This is a genomic window from Rossellomorea aquimaris, from assembly GCF_001877785.1.
Taxonomy (GTDB): Bacteria; Bacillota; Bacilli; order Bacillales; family Bacillaceae_B; genus Rossellomorea; species Rossellomorea aquimaris_A.
Map to the genome: position 1 here is coordinate 224794 of NZ_MINN01000085.1, position 21241 is coordinate 246034.

Genomic DNA, 21241 nt, shown 5'->3' on the forward strand with positions numbered 1-21241 from the left:
ATGTTATGCAACAGTCAAAAGAACAAAAGGTTCATGGTGTCTTCGAGAAAATCTCCTCGAACTATGACAAGATGAACTCGGTAATCAGTTTCCAACAGCATAAAAAATGGCGTAAAGAGACCATGAAACTCATGGATGTGAAAGAAGGAGCCCAGGCTTTGGATGTGTGCTGCGGGACGGCAGACTGGACCCTTGCACTCGGTGAGCGGGCTGGACGGCAGGGGAAAGTCTTCGGATTGGATTTCAGTCAGAATATGCTGTCGATCGGAGAGGGAAAAGTAAAGGCATCGTCTCTTGATAACATTGAGCTGATTCACGGAAATGCCATGGAACTGCCTTTTGAAGACAATACATTCGATTATGTCACTATCGGATTTGGATTGAGGAATGTTCCGGATTACCTCCAAGTCTTAAAAGAGATGAACCGGGTGTTGAAGCCTGGCGGAATGGCTGTCTGCCTTGAAACATCACAGCCTACCATGTTTGGGTTCAGACAGCTGTATTATATGTACTTCAGGTATATCATGCCTGTTTTTGGCAGAGTATTCGCAAAAAGTTTTTCCGAATATTCCTGGCTTCAGGAATCCGCAAGGGACTTCCCTGGAATGAAAGAACTTGCAGAATTGTTTAAAGAAGCCGGCTTTAAAGATATATATTTCAAACCGTACAGCGGCGGAGTGGCTGCCATGCACGTCGGATATAAGAAATAGATAAACGCAAATCAGTAAACTGGGTGGATTAACTATGAAGCTAAACAGGATATATTCCTTTCTAAAAACAGACATAGATCAGATTGAAAAGGAACTTGAAACTGCAATCGAATCGGATTCCCGACTTTTGAATCAAGCATCCCTTCATCTTTTGCAGGCGGGTGGTAAACGGATCCGGCCCGTTTTTGTACTGCTTTCAGCAAAGTTCGGCGAGTACGATATCGACTCAGTGAAAAATGCGGCCGTTGCACTGGAGCTGATTCACATGGCTTCACTTGTTCATGATGATGTAATCGATGACGCAGAGCTCCGGAGAGGAAAGCCGACGATAAAATCACAGTGGGATAACAGGATCGCCATGTATACAGGGGATTATATTTTTGCACGCGGTCTGGAATATATGACTCATATAAAAAATCCTGAAGCACATCAAATCCTTTCTCATACCATTGTGGAGCTGTGTAAAGGTGAAATAGCACAGATAAAAGATAAATACCGCTGCGATCAGAATCTGAGGGATTATTTACTGAGGATAAAACGGAAGACCGCCTTATTGATTGCAGTCAGCTGTCAATTGGGTGCCATTGCATCCGGTGCCCCAGAAGAAGTACATAGAAGATTATTCCGCTTTGGATATAATGTTGGGATGAGCTATCAAATTACAGATGACATCCTGGATTTAACTGCGAGCGAGGAAGAACTGGGAAAACCAGCCGGCAGTGATTTATGGCAGGGGAATATCACCCTTCCGATTCTGTACGCCATGGAAGATCCTTCCCTCAGGGCGGACATAGAACGTGTCTCTCAAGAAACTCCTGCTGAAGAAATGAAGGAAGTGATCGCTGCCATTCTTGCTTCGGATGCAATTGAACGCTCCCACCGTGTCAGCAGAATGTACCTTGATAAGGCGCTGGAAGATTTAGACCAGCTGCCTCAGAACCGGGCCAAGAAGACACTTAAGAATGTTGCAAACTTTATCGGCAAAAGAAAATATTGAGAAAATTTAAAATGGAAACGTTGCCAAAACCCCTGAACAGTGTTAATATTTTCGTGGGATGTCCTCGGACAGACTATACATACATAATTAGGAGTGGGGAAGATGGAAAAAACGTTTTTAATGGTAAAGCCTGACGGCGTACAAAGAGGGTTAATCGGTGATATCGTATCACGTTTTGAAAAAAAGGGCTTTCAATTAGCCGGTGCGAAGCTGATGAGTGTGTCATCCGAGCTTGCAGAACAACACTACGGTGAGCACAAAGAAAGACCTTTCTTTGGAGAACTTGTGGACTTCATCACTTCCGGTCCGGTATTTGCAATGGTATGGCAGGGTGAAAATGTCATTTCAACAGCACGCGGGATGATGGGTGCTACAAACCCCAAGGATGCAGCTACAGGAACAATCCGCGGCGACTTCGGCCTTACAGTTGGAAAGAACATCATCCACGGTTCGGATTCTCCTGAAAGCGCAGTCAGAGAAATCGGCTTATTCTTCAAAGAAGAAGAGCTTGTAGAATACAGCAAACTAATGAACGAATGGATCTACTGATCCTCGTTTTGTAAAACGATAAAAAGACAAGTCACTATGGCTTGTCTTTTTTTATTCTGTTAAAAATATAAATAATTTATATATTAGTTCGATATATCTAATATACCAGTATGTTAGCTCTGTCAAAGACATTTTGTGTAATGCATGTTCCAGCTGTTGATTGGAGTGCAAGAGGAAGACTCCTATTAGAAAAGCGAAAGGGCTTTGAAGAGAGGCGTGTGGCTGGACAGTTAATCCCTAGGAATCTGGTTGGAGGCTTACCGGCCGCCCGCGGAAAGCGAGTCTTGCACGGAAATCAACAGCGGTCATACTAGAGTATTCAGTTTAGCTGCAGAAAGAGTGAATGGGAATATGGTAAATGATTATCGAGATTTTGTTCAGGCAATAAAAAGAAAGACCTCAATTGATCTGTCTCTTTATAAAGAAGCCCAAATGAAAAGGAGACTGACTGCTCTCTATGAAAAAAAGGGTTACTCGAGCTTTCACGATTACTATAAGGTAATCAGTTCGGATGAAAAGCAGATGGCGGAATTTCTCGACAGGATGACGATCAATGTATCGGAATTCTATCGTAATTATAAGAGATGGGAAGTTCTCGAATCCAATATCCTGCCCAGGCTTATTAAAGGTAAACGGACATTGAAAGTATGGAGTGCTGCTTGTTCCACCGGGGAAGAACCCTATACACTGGCAATGCTTCTGTCTAAGCACCTGCCGCTTGCAAGCCTTGACATCCTGGCGACGGATCTTGACGGGAATGCCCTCCAGCGGGCCGGGCACGCCATTTATCCCGAACGCTCGCTGGCTGAAGTGCCTCCTGAGATCAGACAAAAATATTTTACTGATGAAGGCTCTCTTTACAAGGTGGATGACCGGATTAAGCAGGCCGTCACCTTCAAAAAACAAAACCTGCTGGCCGATCCTTTTGATACAGATTTTGATTTGATTGTGTGCAGGAATGTAATGATTTATTTCACTGAAGAAGCGAAAGACATTCTCTATAAAAAGTTCAACGCTTCACTGAATAAAGAAGGTGTTTTTTTTGTAGGGAGTACCGAGCAGATTTTCAATCCCGGGCAATACGGCTTTCAATCGGAAGATACTTTTTTTTATAAAAAAGTCTGATTAATGAACGATGAAACAAAGGCCTACTGCAGCAATGCAGGCAGCTTCTTATTTCATCGTTCTTTTTTGTTTGACTCTGAACTTGCTGATTGGAAAGCGAGAGGGAATTTCTGAGTGCGGGCAAAGGATGAAATGTTCAAATTTTTTAAACATAGTACTAGGAATGAATATTGAACTTATGTTATATTGGTACATAATTCTTTAACGAGTTGAAGGGGGAAAGTGTTATGAGATATTTAACATCAGGAGAATCTCATGGACCGCAATTGACAACAATCATCGAAGGCTTGCCTGCCGGGATGCCGCTGGAAGCGGAGGACATCAACGAAGATCTGGCAAGAAGGCAGAAAGGATATGGACGCGGACGGAGAATGCAGATAGAGAAAGACCGCGTTTCAATCGTCGGTGGTGTAAGACACGGGTATACACTTGGATCCCCTTTGGGACTGGTAGTCGAGAATAAGGACTGGACTCATTGGACGAAGGTAATGGGGATTGAACCGCTGTCCCCGGGTGAAGAAGAAGAAGTGAAAAGAAAAATTTCACGTCCGAGACCCGGCCATGCCGACCTGGTTGGAGGAATGAAATATGGACACCGTGATCTCAGGAACGTTCTGGAAAGATCTTCTGCCAGGGAAACGACTGTGCGGGTAGCTGCCGGATCCGTGGCGAAAAAGTTATTGAACCTCCTTGGTATCGAAGTAGTTGGACATGTTCTGGAAATAGGCGGTATAAAAGCAGAAAACGTTAAATACGATTCCATAAATGATTTAAAAGAAAGATCTGAAGAATCGCCTGTCCGCTGCCTGGACAGTGAAGCGGCTGACAAAATGATGAATTTGATAGATGAAGCAAAGAAAAACGGGGACTCCATCGGGGGAGTTGTTGAAGTGATCGTAGAGGGCATGCCGCAAGGTGTAGGAAGTTATGTTCATTACGATCGAAAGCTGGATGCAAAGCTGGCCCGTGCCATCATGAGCATCAATGCATTCAAAGGAGTTGAATTCGGGCTCGGATTTGAAATGGCGAGAAAACCGGGAAGTGAAGTTCATGATGAGATCCTGTGGAGCGAGGAAAAAGGCTACTACAGGAGGACGAACCGCCTGGGCGGATTTGAAGGCGGGATGACAACCGGGATGCCGATCCATATCAAAGGGGTGATGAAACCCATCCCAACCCTCTATAAACCGCTGCAAAGCGTGGATATTGATACGAAAGAACCGTTTAAAGCAAGTATCGAACGATCCGACAGCTGTGCCGTCCCTGCAGCCAGTGTCGTTGCAGAAGCGGTAGTGGCATGGGAACTTGCAGAAGCCATTGCAGACCAGTTCAACAGTGATCAGTTTGAAAAGCTTCAAAGGGATGTTGAGAATCTTAGAAAAGAATCGAAGGAATTTTAAAATGGAAAGGCTCACAGTGAAAACCCCTTCCAAGTCTTATGATGTCCTTTTTGGAAAGGCAATGACACAGAATATCATCGATTTTATTTCCGCCAACTATCCGGGAGTTTCAACCATCTGGATCATTGCTGACATTGACGTCTATTCTCTATATGGAAAACAATTTGCCAGTGAGCTGGAGCGGGTATTTCCGGTGACTGTCTATGAGGCACCATCCGGCGAACAGGCTAAAAGCTTCAAAGTATACGAAGAAGCCATTTCACACGGCCTCCGGAATCATGTGGACAGGAAGGCTCTTGTCGTTGCATTTGGCGGCGGTGCAATCGGTGATTTTGCAGGATTCACAGCAGCCACTTTCATGAGGGGTATCCCGTTTATAAGCGTACCAACTACAATACTGGCTCACGATAGTTCGGTTGGCGGGAAAGTGGCAATCAATCATCCATTGGGAAAAAATATGGTCGGTCAGTTTTACCAGCCCGATGGTGTATTCTTTGATTTGGATTATTTCAAGAGCCTGCCTGCCGAAGAAGTGCGGTCGGGTTACGCTGAAGTGATCAAACACGCCTTCTTGTCAGATGCAGATTTCCTCAGGGAACTATATTCGAATTTTACATCGGTGAGTGAGCTGCGGGAAGAGTATATACTGCAATGTCTTCTCAAAGGAATTAAAGTCAAGGCGGATATTGTTTCCCAGGACGAAAGAGAACAGGGGATAAGAGCATTCCTGAATTTCGGACATACGTATGGACACGCTGTGGAAAGTGCCAGCGGATATGGAAATCGGACTCATGGGGAATCGGTCATGATCGGGATGATTTATGCACTATACCTAAGTGAAAAATATTGCAGCCTGTCCTTCGATCTTAAGGAATTCGTCAATTGGATCATCTCGATCGGCTATGATTTGACAATCCCTGATCATATTACATTCACCCAACTTTTGAATAAGATGAAAAAAGATAAAAAATCAAAAGACGGCATGCCGGTTTTTGTATTGTTAAAAGAAATAGGTGAGCCGGTCCTGGTGACTGTGCCTGAAGAGGGCCTGACAGCTGCAGATACATTTATCCGCGGCGTAAAAAATTGGGCATGTGAAAAATAGAAAAGGATAAAAGGGAGAGTGAGAATGGTGATGAGGGGAATCCGGGGAGCAACAACCGTTGAGGAGAATAGCGAAAAGGAAATTCTCCTTTCAACTCACGAGCTGCTGGATGAAATGATCGCTAACAATAGAATCGACCCTGGTATGGTGGCATCCGTCTTCATATCGACTACAGCAGATATTACGGAGGCATTTCCTGCCAGGGCATTGAGGGAATTCGAAGACTGGAAGTATGTACCGGTGATGTGCATGCAGGAATTGGATGTTCCCGGAGGTCTGAAATACTGCATCAGAGTCATGATTCACTATAATACTTCATGTTCTCAAAAAGATATAAAGCATATTTATTTAAAAAAGGCTGTTTCTTTAAGGCCGGACTTGTTGAGTAAGGAATAAGATTACCTGACAGTGGATTGAAAGGAAGTTTTGTATATGCAATGGAAATCACAGCTGCACAATCTAAAAGCATATCAGCCCGGGAAAACGATGGAAGACGTAAAAGAGCAATTCAAACTTGAAAAAGTGGTGAAGCTCGCATCGAATGAAAATCCTTACGGCTGCTCCCCTGAAATAAAGGAGTTCATCTCTGCACAAGTTTCATCCCATTCCATCTACCCTGATGGGTATGCCAAACAATTACGCATGAAAGTTGCCGGCCATTTATCAGTGGATCCCGGACAGATCATCTTTGGGAATGGTTCTGATGAAGTGATTCAGATTATTTCAAGGGCTCTCTTGGATCCTTCGAAGAGCACGGTAATGGCGACGCCAACGTTTCCGCAATATAAACATAATGCGATTGTCGAAGGGGCCGAGGTAAGGGAAGTCCCTCTTGACGAAAATGGAAGACACCAACTATCCAAAATGCTCGACAGCATTGATGCGACCACTGCAGTCGTATGGTTGTGTTCACCGAATAATCCCACGGGAGAATACATCCGTAATGAAGAGCTTCTCCATTTCCTTGAAAGGGTTCCCTCGGATGTCCTGGTCGTTTTGGATGAAGCGTACTATGAATATGTCACTGCAGCGGATTATCATGATTCGGTCAGCCTCATAGACTCTTATCCTCAACTAGTTGTGACGAGGACTTTTTCAAAGGCATACGGGCTGGCAGGGTTCAGGGTCGGCTACGGGGTTGGAAACAAAGACGTGATCAGGAAACTGGAGCCGGTCAGAGAGCCTTTCAATAATAACTCCCTCGGGCAGGGTGCGGCAGCAGCTGCCATGGATGACCAGGCATTCATTGAGAAATGCAGAGAGAAGAACCGGGAAGGGCTCAAGCAATTTTATGAGTTTTGTGAAAGCATCGGACTGAAATATATGAAATCCCAGGCGAATTTTATTCTGATTGATTTCGGACTCAGCGGCGATGAAGTTTTTCAATACTTGATGAGCAAGGGATACATTGTCCGTTCAGGCGGGGCTTTGGGTTATCCGGAATGCGTCCGGATAACAGTCGGTTCCCGTGAACAGAACGAAGAATTAATCTCACTGATGAAAGAGTTTCTTGCGGTTAGAAAACAATCCTGATAATTGAATGGACTCCAGCCGGAGGGTCAGCACGATTGACCTGTCCGGCTTTTTTTCCAAAGTTTGATTCAGGATAAAGGGAGAGAATGGGAATGGAAGGCAATGTATTAATTGTGGGGATGGGGCTTATCGGCGGGTCGCTTGCCCTGTGCATAAAAGAAGAACATCCCCATGCATCAATCATTGGATATGATGTGAATCATAAAGAATTGAGACTTGCAAACACACTCGGTGTCATCGATGAAATGGTGCAGTCACTTGAGCAGGGTGCTGAGAAAGCGGATCTTATCATCATCTCGACACCGGTGACCCAAACGGAAAAAATAATGAAGATCTTACATAATACGGACCTTAAACAGGGTGTCATCATTACCGATACGGGAAGTACAAAGGGACAAATCATGAAGGCAGCACGCCCGCTGAGTGAAAAGGGGATTACCTTCATTGGTGGTCACCCGATGGCGGGATCTCATAAGAGCGGAGTGAGTGCATCCAAGAAAATCCTGTTTGAGAATGCCTTTTATATGTTCACCCCATCCGATAGTGCGGGGGAGCGTGAGATGAAAAGCCTTGAGAGCTGGCTGAGCGGCACACGTGCAAAATTCCTTATCGTCCCTCCGAAAGAGCATGATGAACTGACAGGGATGATCAGTCACTTTCCGCATATAATTGCTGCATCACTTGTGCATCAGGCGAAGGATTCTTCTGAGGAACACCCTTATTTAAGAAGGCTTGCTGCAGGCGGATTCCGGGATATCACCAGAATCGCGTCTTCAAACCCTGTGATGTGGAAAGACATCACTTTGCAGAATAGTCAGGTCTTGAAGGACATTTTGGAAAAGTGGAAAATAGAAATGGAAGAAGTCATCCATATGATTGAAGAAAGGGATGCGGAAAAATTATTTCACTATTTTAACGAGGCAAAGGTATTCCGGGATGAGCTTCCGGTTCTATCCAAAGGTGCCATTCCTGCCTTCTATGATCTGTATATAGACGTCCCGGATTACCCGGGGATCATTTCTGAAGTGACTGCCTATTTAGCCGAGGAAAAAATCAGTCTGACCAACATCCGGATCCTTGAAACAAGGGAAGACATCTACGGGGTTTTGGTCATCAGCTTCCAAACCATAGAAGACCGTGAACGTGCTGTGGTTTGCCTGAAAGAAAAAACTGCATACGATTTGTTTATCGATTAAGGAGGCTCATTATGGACAAACGTAAATTAACTAAACCTTCACAACCTCTCAAAGGTGAACTTCAAGTACCCGGGGATAAATCCATTTCCCACCGGGCTGTCATGTTCGGTTCTGTCGCAGAAGGGGAAACTAGGATCCATAACTTTTTAATGGGGGAAGATTGCTTAAGCACAATTTCCTGTTTCCGCAGATTGGGAGTGAAGATTGATATAGAGGAAGACGAAGTGCTCGTTCAAGGAAAGGGCTGGGACTCTTTAACAGAGCCTTCTGACGTACTCGATACCGGTAATTCGGGAACCACTACCCGGCTGATGATGGGACTTCTCGCAGGAAGACCGTTCCATTCCGTCATGCTCGGCGACGAATCGATCGCTAAGCGTCCCATGAGAAGGGTGACCGATCCCCTGAAGCTTTTCGGAACGAAGATCGACGGGAGGGAAGAAGGTAATTTCACGCCTTTATCCATCCGTGGAGGAAGTTTGAAAGCAATCAGATACACACTGCCCGTGGCAAGTGCGCAGGTGAAGTCCGCCATCCTGCTGGCAGGGCTTCAGGCAGATGGGGTGACAGAAGTCATCGAACCCGAGAGAACAAGGGATCATACTGAAAAGATGATCATAGAATTTGGGGGAGAAATAGACAGAGAAGGAGATATTATCAAAGTACGCGGAGGACAGCAGCTGAAAGCGGCAAATGTCTATGTGCCCGGTGATATTTCCAGCGCTGCCTTCTTTATGTCTGCAGCTGCCATCGTACGCGGCAGCAGGGTGGTTTTAAAAAATACGGGTTTGAATGAGACCAGAACAGGCATCATCGAGGTTATGCGAAAGATGGGTGCCAAAATGGAAATAACTGAAAACCCAGGATCGGGCGAAAGAATCGGGGATATCATGGTCGAATACTCAGAACTCCAAGGTACAGAAATCGGCGGTGAATTAATTCCTGCTTTGATCGATGAAATCCCTGTCATTGCACTCTTGGCAACCCAGGCGCAGGGGACGACTGTCATCAAAGATGCAGAAGAGCTGAAAGTGAAAGAAACGAACAGAATCGATGCTGTCGTACAGGAGCTGAAGAAACTTGGCGCGGATATCGAAGCTACGGAGGACGGGATGATCATCAAAGGAAAGACATCTCTCCGTGGCGCAGAAGTTGATTCCTGGGGTGACCACCGCATCGGAATGACGTTGGCGGTAGCCTCATTAATAACCGAATCACCGGTATTTTTGGAGAATGCAGAAGCAATCAACATATCTTATCCTGCCTTCTTTGATCATCTTGATAAGTTAATCCATTAATTACATGTAAGGAAGAAGACTTGTTCTTCTTCCTTAAACTTATGTCAGTGAGTCATTTCCACTCACCTTTTTACATAGCTTGTCTATAAAGGAAGGTGAAGAGATGAGTAAATATATCATTGAAGATGCCCAATATGCCACCGATGAAACGAACCTCAGGATTTCTTTGCTGGTGGAAGATAACAGGATAGCCGCAATCCGTAACAGCTTTTTATATTACAATCACATACGTATGAATATCTCACCTTTCATTATGACGCCGTCTCATGTGATATGTGACACCTGCCTCCCTGCAGATTTTGATTTTCCCTCATTCAAAACATATTTTTTAAGTCATTTTATTTCAAAAGGCTGTACAACGATCCTTACCTCCTTTTCCATTACCTATGAATTTGAATTTTTGAAAAAGCTGGAGGAGAGAAAAACAACCCTGCTTAGCAGCCCCATTGATTACACCATCGGTCTTCTTGCTCCCGCCCATTTGATCACACCGGGTGTGATCCGTCTCTGTAAGCGTAATAGAGTGCCTGTCATATGGATGGTACTGGATGACTTGGATGCATTCAGTTCTGTCAAATGGGGGTGGATTAAAGGATTGCTCTATGATTATCGCATTACTTTTGTCCCTTTTTTTACGACAAAACTGGACAAAAAGCAAAAGATGAAGCATCTTAGAATATGGCAAAAAACGATGACTTCCGAGAATATCCCCCATATTTCTGAAGAAATGAAGCAGAAAGTCCCGCTTCCTTTATCACAATTGAAAAAAATTGGTATGTATCCACATAGAGGAAATTTTCTCCCTGGTGGAGAAATAAGTTATAACCTCTATATGAAAAAAGAAACGGAAGAGTCACTAGACGATAGTCTGTTTCATTATGAAAGTCACGTTTTAAAATGTACAATGAATAGAGGGAAGTATCACTATTTAAATGGACAAAGCTGCTTCCATCCTGGTGCGGGAAAAGAACTCAAAATCCAGACACCGGGTTTCTTTACCTGACAGGCTTATGTAACGAACTGACTGTACTAACTTAGCATGATAGAAAGGAAATAAATATGTCTCATAGTGAAAAAATGTTAACTTCTTTGGAAGAAGGTAATTTAGAAGATGCAAAAAGTCACTTTAATGAAACCCTGAAGTTTGGAAGTCACGAAGAGAAATTCAGCTTGGCTGAAGAGCTTCATCATCTGGGGTTTTTGAATGAAGCAAAGGAGCTTTATGAAAATTTACTCTTGTATTATCCGGGGGAGGGCGAACTGATCATCGAATTGGCTGAAGTCCTGGTCGAAATGGACAGTGAGGAAGATGCGATCGAGCTATTATCCCATATAGAAGAAGATGACAGTTCTTATCCCCGTGCACTGTTACTGATGGCTGATTTGTATCAGATGCAGGGTTTATTCGAAGTAAGTGAACAGAAGCTTCTTCAAGCCAAAGTACTTCTGCCGGATGAACCTGTCATACTATTCGGGTTAGCTGAATTATATGCAGAAACAGGCAGATTCCTGGAAGCGATCCGATACTACACCCAGCTTGTTGAAAAAGGGATCACCGAAATCGGCGGAACGTATATTCACCAGCGGCTTGCCGAGGCCTATAGTGTGGGAGGCTCCTTTGAAGAAGCCCTTGGCCATTATGAAAAAGCCATAGAAGAGCATTTGGAAATCAATACGCTTTTCGGTTTTGCATTTACTGCGTATCAGGCCGGATACTATGAAACGGCCATTGAAAAGCTTGTATCTGTCAAGGAGCTGGATCCTGATTATCACTCGGTATATTTGCTCCTTGCAAAAGCTTATGAGCATGAAGAAGAGCTTGAGAAAAGCCTGGAGACGATAAGGGAAGGGATCAAACAGGACGAATTTAATAAAGAATTGAGTTTGTTCGGCGGAAAAATATCCCTTAAGCTTGGTTTGGATGAACAAGCAGAAGCTTACCTGAGGAATGCACTGGCGCTCGACCCGGGGTATTTGGAAGCGGCACTGCTTATTAATAAGTTATTCTTCACCCAGGACCGCTTCGATGATGTGCTTGAAATTGCTGCGATGCTGGCCGCCGAGGGTGAGGAAGAACCACAGCTGGCTTGGGATCTTGCAAAGGCAAACGAAGGGCTTGAACAATATAATGATGCATTAAAACAATACCGGGCTGCATATACTTATTTTAAGAATCATGAAGACTTCCTTATTGAATACGGGCAATTCCTTATGGAGGAAGGACTCAGGAAGGAAGCAGTCGAAATATATAATAGACTCCTGGATATGGATCCTTCTAATGACGAATGGCAGGATCTCATCGCAAGACTGCAAGAATGATAATCATCGAAGTGACACAGAAAGCTGTCGGTAAGTGCATTCATTCACACTTTTTGATTTTACCCGGTACACGGACCTTAATTTAATCTGGATTTCGCAGAGGAGGGAAACCAATGACCACCCCTGTTTCTGTCAACGAGAAGAAAGAATTTATCCGCTGGTTTTTAAATCGTTATCAATTGAAAAGAAGAGAATGCGTCTGGATATTGAATTATTTGATGAGCCACGATCAATTAATGAAGAAAGTCCATTTTGTAGAAGAGTCGCAATACTGTCCCCGAGGCCTGGTCATGTCGACCCATTGCGTGGAGGATGTACCTTTCCGATTCTACAAGGAAAACATCATGACGACAGATGCTGAAAAATCATTTCATGATATCCGTTTAAATAAAGATGAAGATATTTATATTCAATTGAATTTCAGTAAGGCGAATTCAAGTTATCAATTTGCAGCGGTACTTGAAGAAAACCCGTTCATGCCGAAGTATCTGCTGATCAATGAAAAAGACCGGCTGCTGGCAGAACAATTCCTGGAAGAAAGTCTCCATTCATTTCAAAAAAACCGGCTGCTTCAAGCAATCGATTCCGCGTTGGACAGCGGGGATAAGGAAAAGTTCAATGCATTGACGGAGGAACTGAATAATCTTGTGAAAAAAGAATGAGGGTTTCCTTCATTCTTTTTTCTTTGGGGTCATACCTGCCATAATTTTGTACATACTACAGAATAAGTGAAATTTCCTTTTATTGAAGGCACACAAAATGATATGATGGGAGGTATGAAGGAATAGAAAAGTGAGGGAACTTAATGAATTGGAATGTTAAAGATATTGAAGTCTTTGAAACTGAGAAAGAATACATCGATACCGCTGTGATTCCTATTGTCCCGATTGATTTTTCCAGGGAAATCAAAACTTCTGCTGCACAGTCTGAATTTATTTCCTTATTGACGTTTCATCTGGAAAGACAATTCAAGGGGCGCATGATCATGACTCCGGCATTCACTTATTTGCTGGGCAGCTCTGAAGAAAAGGCAGGGGAGCTCGAGGAATGGGGGAGACGCCTGAAAGACAGCGGGGTAAAACATGTTTTCTTTCTTACGTCAGACAGCAATTGGAAAAAATCCGAACAGCAGTTCAATGACCAACTGATATGGGTTCCGTCGATCCCGCTCGAACATCTGGACGAACAGTATAAACACTCGATCATGGAAGATCAAGTGAAACAACTGCTGAATGTTATTGTACAAAAATGGCAGAAAAATTCATAAAAACTTCACATTGTATCCATCTTTTAGTTTATTGAGTTATTGACCTTGTAATAACTTTAATATATCATAGTTATGTCCTAGTTTTATATTTGTGCGAAATATGTCCGATGGACTTACCTTACGCGATAGAGGGGGGAAAAGGATGAGCAAGCAACGTGTATCTAGACGTCAATTCCTTAACTATACACTTACGGGTGTAGGCGGTTTCATGGCTGCCGGAATGCTAATGCCGATGGTTCGATTCGCTGTAGATCCAGTATTGAAGACAGAAGCGGCCGGAGACTTCATAGCGACGAAACAAAAAGTGTCAGAATTAACAAATGAGCCTGTTCGTGTCGACTATTCTTATGAACAGAAAGATGCGTGGTACACATCAGAAGTAACTCAGACTGCTTGGGTCTATAAGAACAAGGAAGGAAAAATCGTTGCTCTTTCACCGGTATGTAAGCATCTTGGCTGTACGGTCAACTGGGGTGGAGACAAGAGTAATCCAGAAAAGTTCTATTGCCCTTGCCACGGTGGTCTGTATGAGAAAAATGGTAAGAATATACCTGGTACACCACCCACGGCACCGTTGGATACATATCCGACAAAAGAAAAAGACGGTATTTTATACCTTGGACAACCTGAACCAAATAAATATGTTAAGTAAGGGGGCGTAATCTGTGCTGAACAAAATCTATGATTGGGTTGACGAGCGTTTGGACATTACGCCTTTGTGGCGGGATATCGCGGATCACGAAGTTCCTGAACACGTAAACCCTGCGCACCATTTTTCGGCGTTTGTTTACTGTTTTGGCGGACTCACATTCTTCGTTACCGTGATACAGATCCTTTCAGGTATGTTCCTGACAATGTACTATGTACCTGATATCAAAAACGCTTGGGAATCTGTTTATTATCTGCAAAATGAAGTAGCCTTCGGACAGATCGTCCGCGGGATGCACCACTGGGGAGCAAGCTTGGTTATCGTAATGATGTTCTTACATACACTGCGAGTATTCTTCCAAGGTGCGTACAAGAAACCTCGTGAATTAAACTGGGTTGTTGGAGTGCTTATCTTCTTCGTAATGCTAGGCCTTGGTTTCACAGGTTATTTATTGCCGTGGGATATGAAAGCGCTATTTGCGACTAAGGTAGGTCTTGAGATCGCCGGTGCCACACCATTCATTGGAGATCAGGTGAAGATGCTTCTGGCCGGAGATGCCCACATCGTCGGTGCACAGACACTGACTCGTTTCTTCGCCATTCACGTTTTCTTCCTGCCTGCAGCTTTACTCGGATTGATGGGAGCCCACTTCCTGATGATCCGTAAGCAAGGTATTTCTGGACCGCTATAAGATTCGATTGAATAAAAAAACCTGAAAAACCTATTTAAAAAGGAGGGGGACACTATGCATCGAGGAAAAGGGATGAAGTTTGTAGGTGATTCTCGTGTGCCTGTAAACAAGAAACCGAATATTCCTAAAGATTATTCGGAGTTCCCTGGGAAAACAGAAGCTTTCTGGCCAAACTTCTTATTGAAAGAATGGCTTGTAGGGGCAGTTTTCCTGATCGGTTACCTATGCTTGACGATCGCGCATCCGTCGCCGCTGGAACGTATTGCCGATCCGACTGATACTGGGTATATTCCATTACCTGACTGGTATTTCTTATTCTTATACCAATTACTTAAGTACACATATGCATCCGGACCTTATAATGTAATCGGAGCATTCGTCATTCCCGGTATTGCTTTTGGTGCACTTCTTCTTGCGCCATTCATTGACAGAGGACCTGAACGCCGTCCTGTAAAACGTCCATTTGCTACCGGATTTATGATTTTGGCCCTTGCCGCTACGTATTTCCTTACTTGGGAATCTGTCGCTACCCATGACTGGGAAGCAGCTAAAGAACAAGGTAAGATCGTAGCTGAAGCTGAAATCGATAAGGAATCTGAAGGCTATAAAATCTACTCTGATGAGAAAAACAGCTGTATCACTTGTCATGGTGAAAACATGACTGGCGGTGCTGCTGCACCTTCACTGGTGGGTACTGGATTAAAGCCTGAAGAGATTAAAGATATTGCCAAAAACGGTAAACCGCCTGGCATGCCGGCTGGTTTATTCAAAGGAACGGATGAAGAGCTGGATAAACTGGCTGAATTCATTTCCGGTCTGAAAGCAGAATAGTTTTTAAAAAGAGCCAGCAGTCGTTGGCTCTTTTTTTCTACTATGGAAATTGAGAGAGGAGAAGCAAAATGATTTCCTGGCTTTATCCCATACTGCGGGACAAAACATTTTTATGGATGCTTTTAATTATCAATTTGCTTGGCACCATTTACGGATACATATGGTACATGGCACAGTTAAGAAATACTCCTGAACAGTTCATGATCTTTGTACCTGACAGCCCTACTGCAAGTCTCTTTTTCTGTTTTGTACTTGCAGCATTTTTAATGAAAAAAAATTGGCCGATCTTTGAAGTGCTTGCCATCGTCACATTATTTAAATATGGAGTTTGGGCGGTCGTAATGAACTTGCTTACACTTTGGGTGAGCGGGGAGCTTCCATGGGAAGGGTACATGCTGATGGCTTCACACGGAGCCATGGCGGTCCAGGGAATCCTGTACTCATCATTTTATCGGGTGAAAATTTGGCATTTGGCGGTCGGAGCTCTTTGGACTTTACATAATGACATTATTGATTATGTATACATGCAATTCCCTGTATATTCAAAATTATTCCTTTATATTCAGAACATAGGGTACTTCACTTTCTGGTTAAGTATCATTTCTATCCTGCTTGCCTGGTATTTCACCCAAAAGACACCCCGTCTAAGTATCAACCCCTGAGATTTGATTGTTTTTTGGTCTACTCTTGTCCACCCGTTCATACACTTTAATAGTAGTTTTAGGGGGGACAAGTATGAAACATATGAAAGCACTATTTATCATATTTTTATTTTTTTCAATACCGCAGCCATCTCTGGCAGATCACGCTCCGTCTCCGGTGAATGAACTCGATGACATAGCCGACCAGGCACTTCAATTGACTAAGGCAGGAAAATATGAAGAAGCAAAGCATCTTCTGAATTATTTCTCAGAAGAGTTTGCCGCCGGAAGCATGCATCAATCATTTTCAATGGATGAGTTAAGGATATTGACGATTTCACATAATCTGGCATTAGAGGCGATCAACCAGGCGGATGCCGGGATTGAACAAAAAGTAAATGCTGTAACAAAGTTCAGACTGGTCATGGATGCGTTATCCAGCCACTATCAGCCGTTATGGGTGGAAATGGAAGATCCAATCATGGAAGCATTCAAAGGCGTGAAGACAGCTGCAGAGAATGGGAACAGCGAACAATATCATTCGGAACTGAATATGTTCCTTGCCAAATATAATATCATCCAGCCAAGCATTAAGCTTGATATACCTGTCGAGCAGGCACAGGCACTGGATGCGAGGATTACGTACCTTGACCATTACCGGCAGAAAATCCTGGAAAGCACGGAAGCGACTGCAGAATTGACGAATCTTCAGACGGATCTTGAGCACCTGTTTGAAAATAAAAAAGAAGATGAAGCCGATCCTTCTCTGTGGTGGGTGATTATTTCAACAGGAAGCATCATTGTTTCTACATTATCTTATGTAGGTTGGAGAAAATATAAAGGTCAAAGGGACTCACGTGAATCAGAGCGGCAAAAAAATTGACATAGCTGATATCGCACTATAAAATCTAGGTATATGAACATCTGGAGGTTTTCGTAATGGGTTTTCTTGTATACTTCTTACTCATTGCCCTCATTCCTATATGGGCGCAGTTGCGTGTGAAAAGTACATTTAAAAAGTACTCGAGAGTCGCTACGACATCGGGGATGACAGGAAGGGAAATGGCCAGGAAGATACTCGATGAAAATGGTCTGTTCGATGTGAAAGTAGTGGAAGGCAGGGGGTTCCTCAGTGACCACTATAATCCTGTGACCAAAACGGTCGCATTATCACCTGATAATTATCATGGTCATTCGGTTGCGGGCGCTGCTGTTGCAGCCCATGAAGTGGGGCATGCCATCCAGGACGCTGAAAGCTATGCTTTTCTTCGTTTCCGTCATGCACTGGTGCCTGTTGCCAATATCGGTTCGAACATGTCATGGATCTTCCTGCTGATTGGTATGTTCACTCAAATGACCGGGATGTTCCTTCTCGGCATCATCCTGATGGCTGCAGGTGTGGTCTTTCAATTAATCACCCTGCCTGTTGAATTCAATGCATCTTCCCGGGCGATGAATCAGATCGTTTCACTCGGACTGATCCGCAATGAAGAAGAACGGCATGCCAAGAAAGTATTGAACGCAGCTGCAATGACCTATGTGGCAGCGGCCGCTGTAGCGGTAATCGAATTGTTAAGGCTCGTATTGATTTTCACTGGAATGCAAGGTGAAGATTAATCACCCCTATAAAAAAAGCCAGGCTGATGCCTGGCTTTTTTGATGTGCTTATCAGTCGTGCAGGGGATTCTTATCAGCATCCAGCGTAAATCCCTCACCGAGTACGTCATGAACAACCGTAACGGATACAAAAGCATGAGGATCCACGGCCGTAATGATATTTTTCAATCGGACAATTTCATTTTTCCCCACCACGCAATAAAGGACTTCCCGTTCTTGTTTTGTGAAAGAACCGTGACCCCTTAAAACAGTGACGCCGCGGTCCATCTTTTCATTGATCACAGCAGCGATTTCCTCATGGTGGTCGGAGATGATCATCGCCCCGCGTGCAGAGTAAGCGCCTTCCTGCATGAAATCGATCACCTTGGCAGCGACGAATACTGCAACAAGTGTGTACATTGCCTGCCTGTAATCCAGATACGTGATGAGGGAAGCAATGATGACCACTGCATCAAACATGAACATCGTTTTCCCCATGCTCCACCCGACATATTTATGAACCACTCTGGCGATTATATCAACTCCGCCTGTGGTGCCGCCATATCTGAATATGATTCCGAGTCCGATTCCTATGAAGACACCGGCAAACAGAGCGACGAGAAATAAGTCATCCTCGAGGTGTATTTCCATCTGATACCGCTGGAAAATCCATAAGAATACAGATAAACTTACCGTTCCCAGAACCGTATAATAAAAGGCTTTTCTTCCGAGCAGCTTCCAGCCTAAAAAGAACAGGGGAATATTCAGTGCAAGGTTAGAATAAGAAGGATCGATATGAAATAAGAAATAAAGAATCAAAGTAATCCCGGTGAATCCGCCTTCTGCAAGTTCATTCTGCATATTGAAATGAACGAGCCCGAAAGCGAAGATTGCTGCACCCAAAAGTATAAAAAATACATTTTTAAAGCGTAAACCAAGCATCCTTGTTGTCCCTCCTTTGATGGGCAGTGTCTCATAACAGAGACATTATATAGGATGGGGATTATTGTGGCAATCCTTTAAACGAATAATTTGTAAATGTGATAAGATTTAGCTAACATGATAAAAGATGATGAAGGAGTGTGTCTTTTAATATGGCAAATGAAAAATCAATGATCCAGCTCCAAAAAGAAGTTGATCAATACATAAGTCAGTTCAAAGAAGGCTATTTCAGCCCCCTGGCAATGATGGCCAGATTAACAGAAGAGATGGGGGAACTTGCGCGAGAAATTAACCATTATTATGGTGAAAAGCCCAAGAAACATACAGAAAAGGAAAAAACGGTTGAAGAAGAGCTCGGAGATGTATTATTTGTCCTCATCTGTCTTGCTAATTCTTTGGATATTTCCTTGGAGGAAGCTCATGATCGGGTCATGAATAAGTTTAACACCCGCGATAAAGATCGCTGGACAAGAAAAGAAGGCGGTGGCGAAAATGGAACAAATTAATGTGGTCATTGCCGGTCCAAGGGGCAGAATGGGAAAAGAGGCAGTTGAACTGGTCCAAAACACGCAGCATTTTACTTTGATCGGTGTGGTAGACCATAAAGGGGCAGCAAACCTGGACGTTCCTGTTTATAAAGACATAAAAGAATGTTTTGAATCGGATATACCTCACGTTTTAATCGATTTAACGACACCTGAAGTAGGCTATCATCATACAAAGACCGCACTGGAGTATGGAGTCAGGCCGGTGGTCGGAACCACAGGCTTCACCCCGGATGAATTGATCGAGTTGACGCAGTTAGCGGAATCAAAGAAACTCGGATGCATCATCGCTCCGAATTTTGCCATCGGGGCAGTCTTGATGATGAAGTTTTCTCAAATGGCAGCAAAGTACTTCGGAGATATTGAAATCATCGAACTTCATCATGATCAAAAACTTGATGCGCCGTCTGGTACAGCAGTGAAAACGGCAGAGATGATAAAGGAAGTACGAGAAGCGAAAGTGCAGGGACATCCTGACGAGAAGGAAACCTTAAGAGGTGCAAGGGGAGCAGATATCGATGGAATGCATATCCACAGTGTAAGACTCCCGGGTTTGATTGCCCATCAGCAGGTGATGTTCGGAGCAGAGGGGCAGACACTCACCATACGTCATGACTCATATAACAGAGCAAGCTTCATGTCGGGAGTGAAAGTATCCGTCGAGATTGTCATGAAGCTGGATACACTTGTGTATGGGTTGGAAAATATTCTGGAGTAAAGGGGTGAAGCAAATGAATATCGCTTTGATTGCTCATGATAAAAAAAAGGATGACTTGATCCGTTTTGTTTTAGCATACAAACCGATTATAGAGAAGCATTCGCTTTTTGCTACCGGCACGACAGGGAAGAGAATATCGGAAGAAACCGGATTATCAGTCCATCGTTTCCGGTCGGGTCCGCTCGGGGGAGACCAGGAAATCGGATCTTATATTGCAAATGACAAGATGGATCTTGTCCTGTTTTTCAGGGATCCACTTACAGCACAGCCCCACGAACCTGATGTTTCAGCCTTGATCAGATTGTGCGACGTATATTCCGTTCCTTTGGCGACGAACATGGGAACAGCGGAAGTACTGGTAAAAGGGCTTGAAAGAGGGGATATTGAGTGGAGAGGCGTCCAAAAGGAAAGGGAGGATTAGATTGGCAGACGAACAAGTAGATATCCTTGCCTTTGGTGCCCATGCCGATGATGTTGAAATCGGCATGGGCGGTACACTGGCTAAATATGCGGAAGCCGGCAAAAGAATCGTCATATGCGATCTTACTGAAGCAGAGCTTTCATCAAACGGATCAGTATCAACAAGGAAACAGGAAGCACTGGCTGCCGCGGGGCATCTCGGTGTCATGGAAAGAGTGACACTGGATATACCTGACAGGGGAATTCTTCTTACCGATATACATATATCAAAAGTCGTGGAGGTCATCAGAAAATATAAACCGAAAGCGTTATTTGCACCATTTGAGAAAGACCGGCATCCCGATCATGGAAATGCTTCCAGGCTCGTGAGGGAAGCTTATTTTTCTTCGGGTATACGAAAATATAATCCATCTACCCCGGTGCATAAACCTGCCAAGCTTTATTTTTATATGATCAACGGTTTTCATAAGCCTCATTTTGTCATTGATATCGAGAATCATATAGAAGCGAAGCTGCAAAGCCTGCGTGCTTACGAGAGTCAATTCACAGAGGGAAAAGACGGTGTTGCCACCCCCTTGACCGACAATTATATAGAAGCTGTGGAAGCGAGGGAGAGAATGATGGGGAAGGATGCCGGAGTCCGATATGCTGAAGGGTTCTTCTCCTATAATACACTTCTACTGCATCATGACTTGATAGGAGAATAGGT

Annotated in this window: 25 protein-coding genes; 24 read left to right on the plus strand and 1 reads right to left on the minus strand. The window is 43.9% G+C overall.

The window, feature by feature from the left end:
- Positions 1 to 5: 5 nt before the first annotated feature.
- The 20 genes from BHE18_RS11045 to BHE18_RS11140 all read left to right on the plus strand — a co-directional run bounded on the left by BHE18_RS11045 (position 6) and on the right by BHE18_RS11140 (position 17928).
- On the plus strand, positions 6 to 710 hold the full coding sequence (locus BHE18_RS11045) for a demethylmenaquinone methyltransferase (protein ID WP_071618622.1): 705 nt from the start codon (positions 6 to 8) through the stop codon (positions 708 to 710).
- A 34-nt stretch (positions 711 to 744) separates the two neighbouring features.
- A complete protein-coding gene (hepT, locus tag BHE18_RS11050) occupies positions 745 to 1707 on the plus strand; it encodes a heptaprenyl diphosphate synthase component II (protein WP_071618623.1) in 963 nt (320 codons plus the stop codon).
- Positions 1708 to 1809: 102 nt separating this feature from the next.
- Positions 1810 to 2256: a nucleoside-diphosphate kinase gene (gene ndk / locus BHE18_RS11055; RefSeq protein ID WP_071618624.1), complete on the plus strand. Its 447-nt coding sequence runs from the start codon at positions 1810 to 1812 to the stop codon at positions 2254 to 2256.
- A gap of 351 nt (positions 2257 to 2607) precedes the next feature.
- Positions 2608 to 3381, plus strand: coding sequence for a CheR family methyltransferase (locus tag BHE18_RS11060; protein WP_071618625.1), 774 nt, complete (start codon positions 2608 to 2610; stop codon positions 3379 to 3381).
- 227 nt (positions 3382 to 3608) lie between these two features.
- Positions 3609 to 4781 carry a chorismate synthase gene (gene aroC, locus BHE18_RS11065; protein WP_071618626.1) on the plus strand — a complete coding sequence of 391 codons (1173 nt, stop codon included), beginning with the start codon at positions 3609 to 3611 and terminating at the stop codon, positions 4779 to 4781.
- 1 nt (position 4782) lies between these two features.
- Positions 4783 to 5886 (plus strand): 3-dehydroquinate synthase, encoded by a 1104-nt coding sequence (gene aroB, locus BHE18_RS11070; protein ID WP_071618627.1) that lies wholly within the window; start codon positions 4783 to 4785, stop codon positions 5884 to 5886.
- A 24-nt stretch (positions 5887 to 5910) separates the two neighbouring features.
- Positions 5911 to 6282, plus strand: a complete 372-nt coding sequence (gene aroH, locus BHE18_RS11075; RefSeq protein WP_071618628.1) for a chorismate mutase — start codon at positions 5911 to 5913, stop codon at positions 6280 to 6282.
- 36 nt (positions 6283 to 6318) lie between these two features.
- A complete protein-coding gene (gene hisC, locus BHE18_RS11080; protein ID WP_071618629.1) occupies positions 6319 to 7419 on the plus strand; it encodes a histidinol-phosphate transaminase in 1101 nt (366 codons plus the stop codon).
- A gap of 92 nt (positions 7420 to 7511) precedes the next feature.
- Positions 7512 to 8615, plus strand: a complete 1104-nt coding sequence (locus BHE18_RS11085) for a prephenate dehydrogenase (RefSeq protein ID WP_071618630.1) — start codon at positions 7512 to 7514, stop codon at positions 8613 to 8615.
- 11 nt (positions 8616 to 8626) lie between these two features.
- Entirely contained in the window at positions 8627 to 9913 is a 1287-nt protein-coding gene (aroA, locus tag BHE18_RS11090; RefSeq protein WP_071618631.1) for a 3-phosphoshikimate 1-carboxyvinyltransferase, read from the plus strand.
- Between the two features lie 103 nt (positions 9914 to 10016).
- Positions 10017 to 10916, plus strand: coding sequence for a hypothetical protein (locus BHE18_RS11095; protein ID WP_071618632.1), 900 nt, complete (start codon positions 10017 to 10019; stop codon positions 10914 to 10916).
- 56 nt (positions 10917 to 10972) lie between these two features.
- A complete protein-coding gene (locus BHE18_RS11100; RefSeq protein WP_071618633.1) occupies positions 10973 to 12232 on the plus strand; it encodes a tetratricopeptide repeat protein in 1260 nt (419 codons plus the stop codon).
- A gap of 113 nt (positions 12233 to 12345) precedes the next feature.
- Positions 12346 to 12894, plus strand: coding sequence for a ReoY family proteolytic degradation factor (locus tag BHE18_RS11105; RefSeq protein WP_071618634.1), 549 nt, complete (start codon positions 12346 to 12348; stop codon positions 12892 to 12894).
- 143 nt (positions 12895 to 13037) lie between these two features.
- Complete coding sequence (locus BHE18_RS11110; protein WP_071618635.1) at positions 13038 to 13499, plus strand: YpiF family protein; 462 nt, start codon at positions 13038 to 13040, stop codon at positions 13497 to 13499.
- Between the two features lie 142 nt (positions 13500 to 13641).
- Positions 13642 to 14151 carry a ubiquinol-cytochrome c reductase iron-sulfur subunit gene (locus tag BHE18_RS11115; protein ID WP_071618636.1) on the plus strand — a complete coding sequence of 170 codons (510 nt, stop codon included), beginning with the start codon at positions 13642 to 13644 and terminating at the stop codon, positions 14149 to 14151.
- Positions 14152 to 14164: 13 nt separating this feature from the next.
- The gene (qcrB, locus tag BHE18_RS11120; protein ID WP_032087896.1) at positions 14165 to 14839 is read left to right on the plus strand and encodes a menaquinol-cytochrome c reductase cytochrome b subunit; all 675 of its coding nucleotides are present in this window, start codon (positions 14165 to 14167) and stop codon (positions 14837 to 14839) included.
- A 54-nt stretch (positions 14840 to 14893) separates the two neighbouring features.
- Positions 14894 to 15670 carry a menaquinol-cytochrome c reductase cytochrome b/c subunit gene (locus BHE18_RS11125; protein ID WP_071618637.1) on the plus strand — a complete coding sequence of 259 codons (777 nt, stop codon included), beginning with the start codon at positions 14894 to 14896 and terminating at the stop codon, positions 15668 to 15670.
- A gap of 68 nt (positions 15671 to 15738) precedes the next feature.
- Positions 15739 to 16332, plus strand: coding sequence for a DUF1405 domain-containing protein (locus tag BHE18_RS11130; protein WP_083573715.1), 594 nt, complete (start codon positions 15739 to 15741; stop codon positions 16330 to 16332).
- A gap of 73 nt (positions 16333 to 16405) precedes the next feature.
- Positions 16406 to 17194 carry a sporulation protein YpjB gene (ypjB, locus tag BHE18_RS11135; RefSeq protein ID WP_141771857.1) on the plus strand — a complete coding sequence of 263 codons (789 nt, stop codon included), beginning with the start codon at positions 16406 to 16408 and terminating at the stop codon, positions 17192 to 17194.
- A 56-nt stretch (positions 17195 to 17250) separates the two neighbouring features.
- Positions 17251 to 17928: a zinc metallopeptidase gene (locus tag BHE18_RS11140; RefSeq protein ID WP_071618638.1), complete on the plus strand. Its 678-nt coding sequence runs from the start codon at positions 17251 to 17253 to the stop codon at positions 17926 to 17928.
- A gap of 51 nt (positions 17929 to 17979) precedes the next feature.
- On the opposite strand, the gene BHE18_RS11145 is transcribed toward BHE18_RS11140, so the two are convergent.
- A complete protein-coding gene (locus BHE18_RS11145; RefSeq protein ID WP_071618639.1) occupies positions 17980 to 18849 on the minus strand; it encodes a YitT family protein in 870 nt (289 codons plus the stop codon).
- A 170-nt stretch (positions 18850 to 19019) separates the two neighbouring features.
- Here BHE18_RS11145 and BHE18_RS11150 point away from each other — a divergent pair, with 170 nt between their 5' ends.
- Genes BHE18_RS11150 through bshB1 form a run of 4 tightly spaced genes read left to right on the plus strand, consistent with a single transcriptional unit; the run spans position 19020 to position 21239 of the window.
- Positions 19020 to 19355, plus strand: a complete 336-nt coding sequence (locus BHE18_RS11150) for a nucleotide pyrophosphohydrolase (protein WP_411159537.1) — start codon at positions 19020 to 19022, stop codon at positions 19353 to 19355.
- On the plus strand, positions 19342 to 20112 hold the full coding sequence (gene dapB / locus BHE18_RS11155) for a 4-hydroxy-tetrahydrodipicolinate reductase (RefSeq protein WP_071618640.1): 771 nt from the start codon (positions 19342 to 19344) through the stop codon (positions 20110 to 20112). The genes BHE18_RS11150 and dapB overlap by 14 nt, the downstream gene beginning before the upstream one ends.
- A gap of 13 nt (positions 20113 to 20125) precedes the next feature.
- A complete protein-coding gene (gene mgsA, locus BHE18_RS11160; RefSeq protein WP_071618641.1) occupies positions 20126 to 20533 on the plus strand; it encodes a methylglyoxal synthase in 408 nt (135 codons plus the stop codon).
- Position 20534: 1 nt separating this feature from the next.
- On the plus strand, positions 20535 to 21239 hold the full coding sequence (bshB1, locus tag BHE18_RS11165; protein ID WP_071618642.1) for a bacillithiol biosynthesis deacetylase BshB1: 705 nt from the start codon (positions 20535 to 20537) through the stop codon (positions 21237 to 21239).
- Positions 21240 to 21241 lie beyond the last annotated feature (2 nt).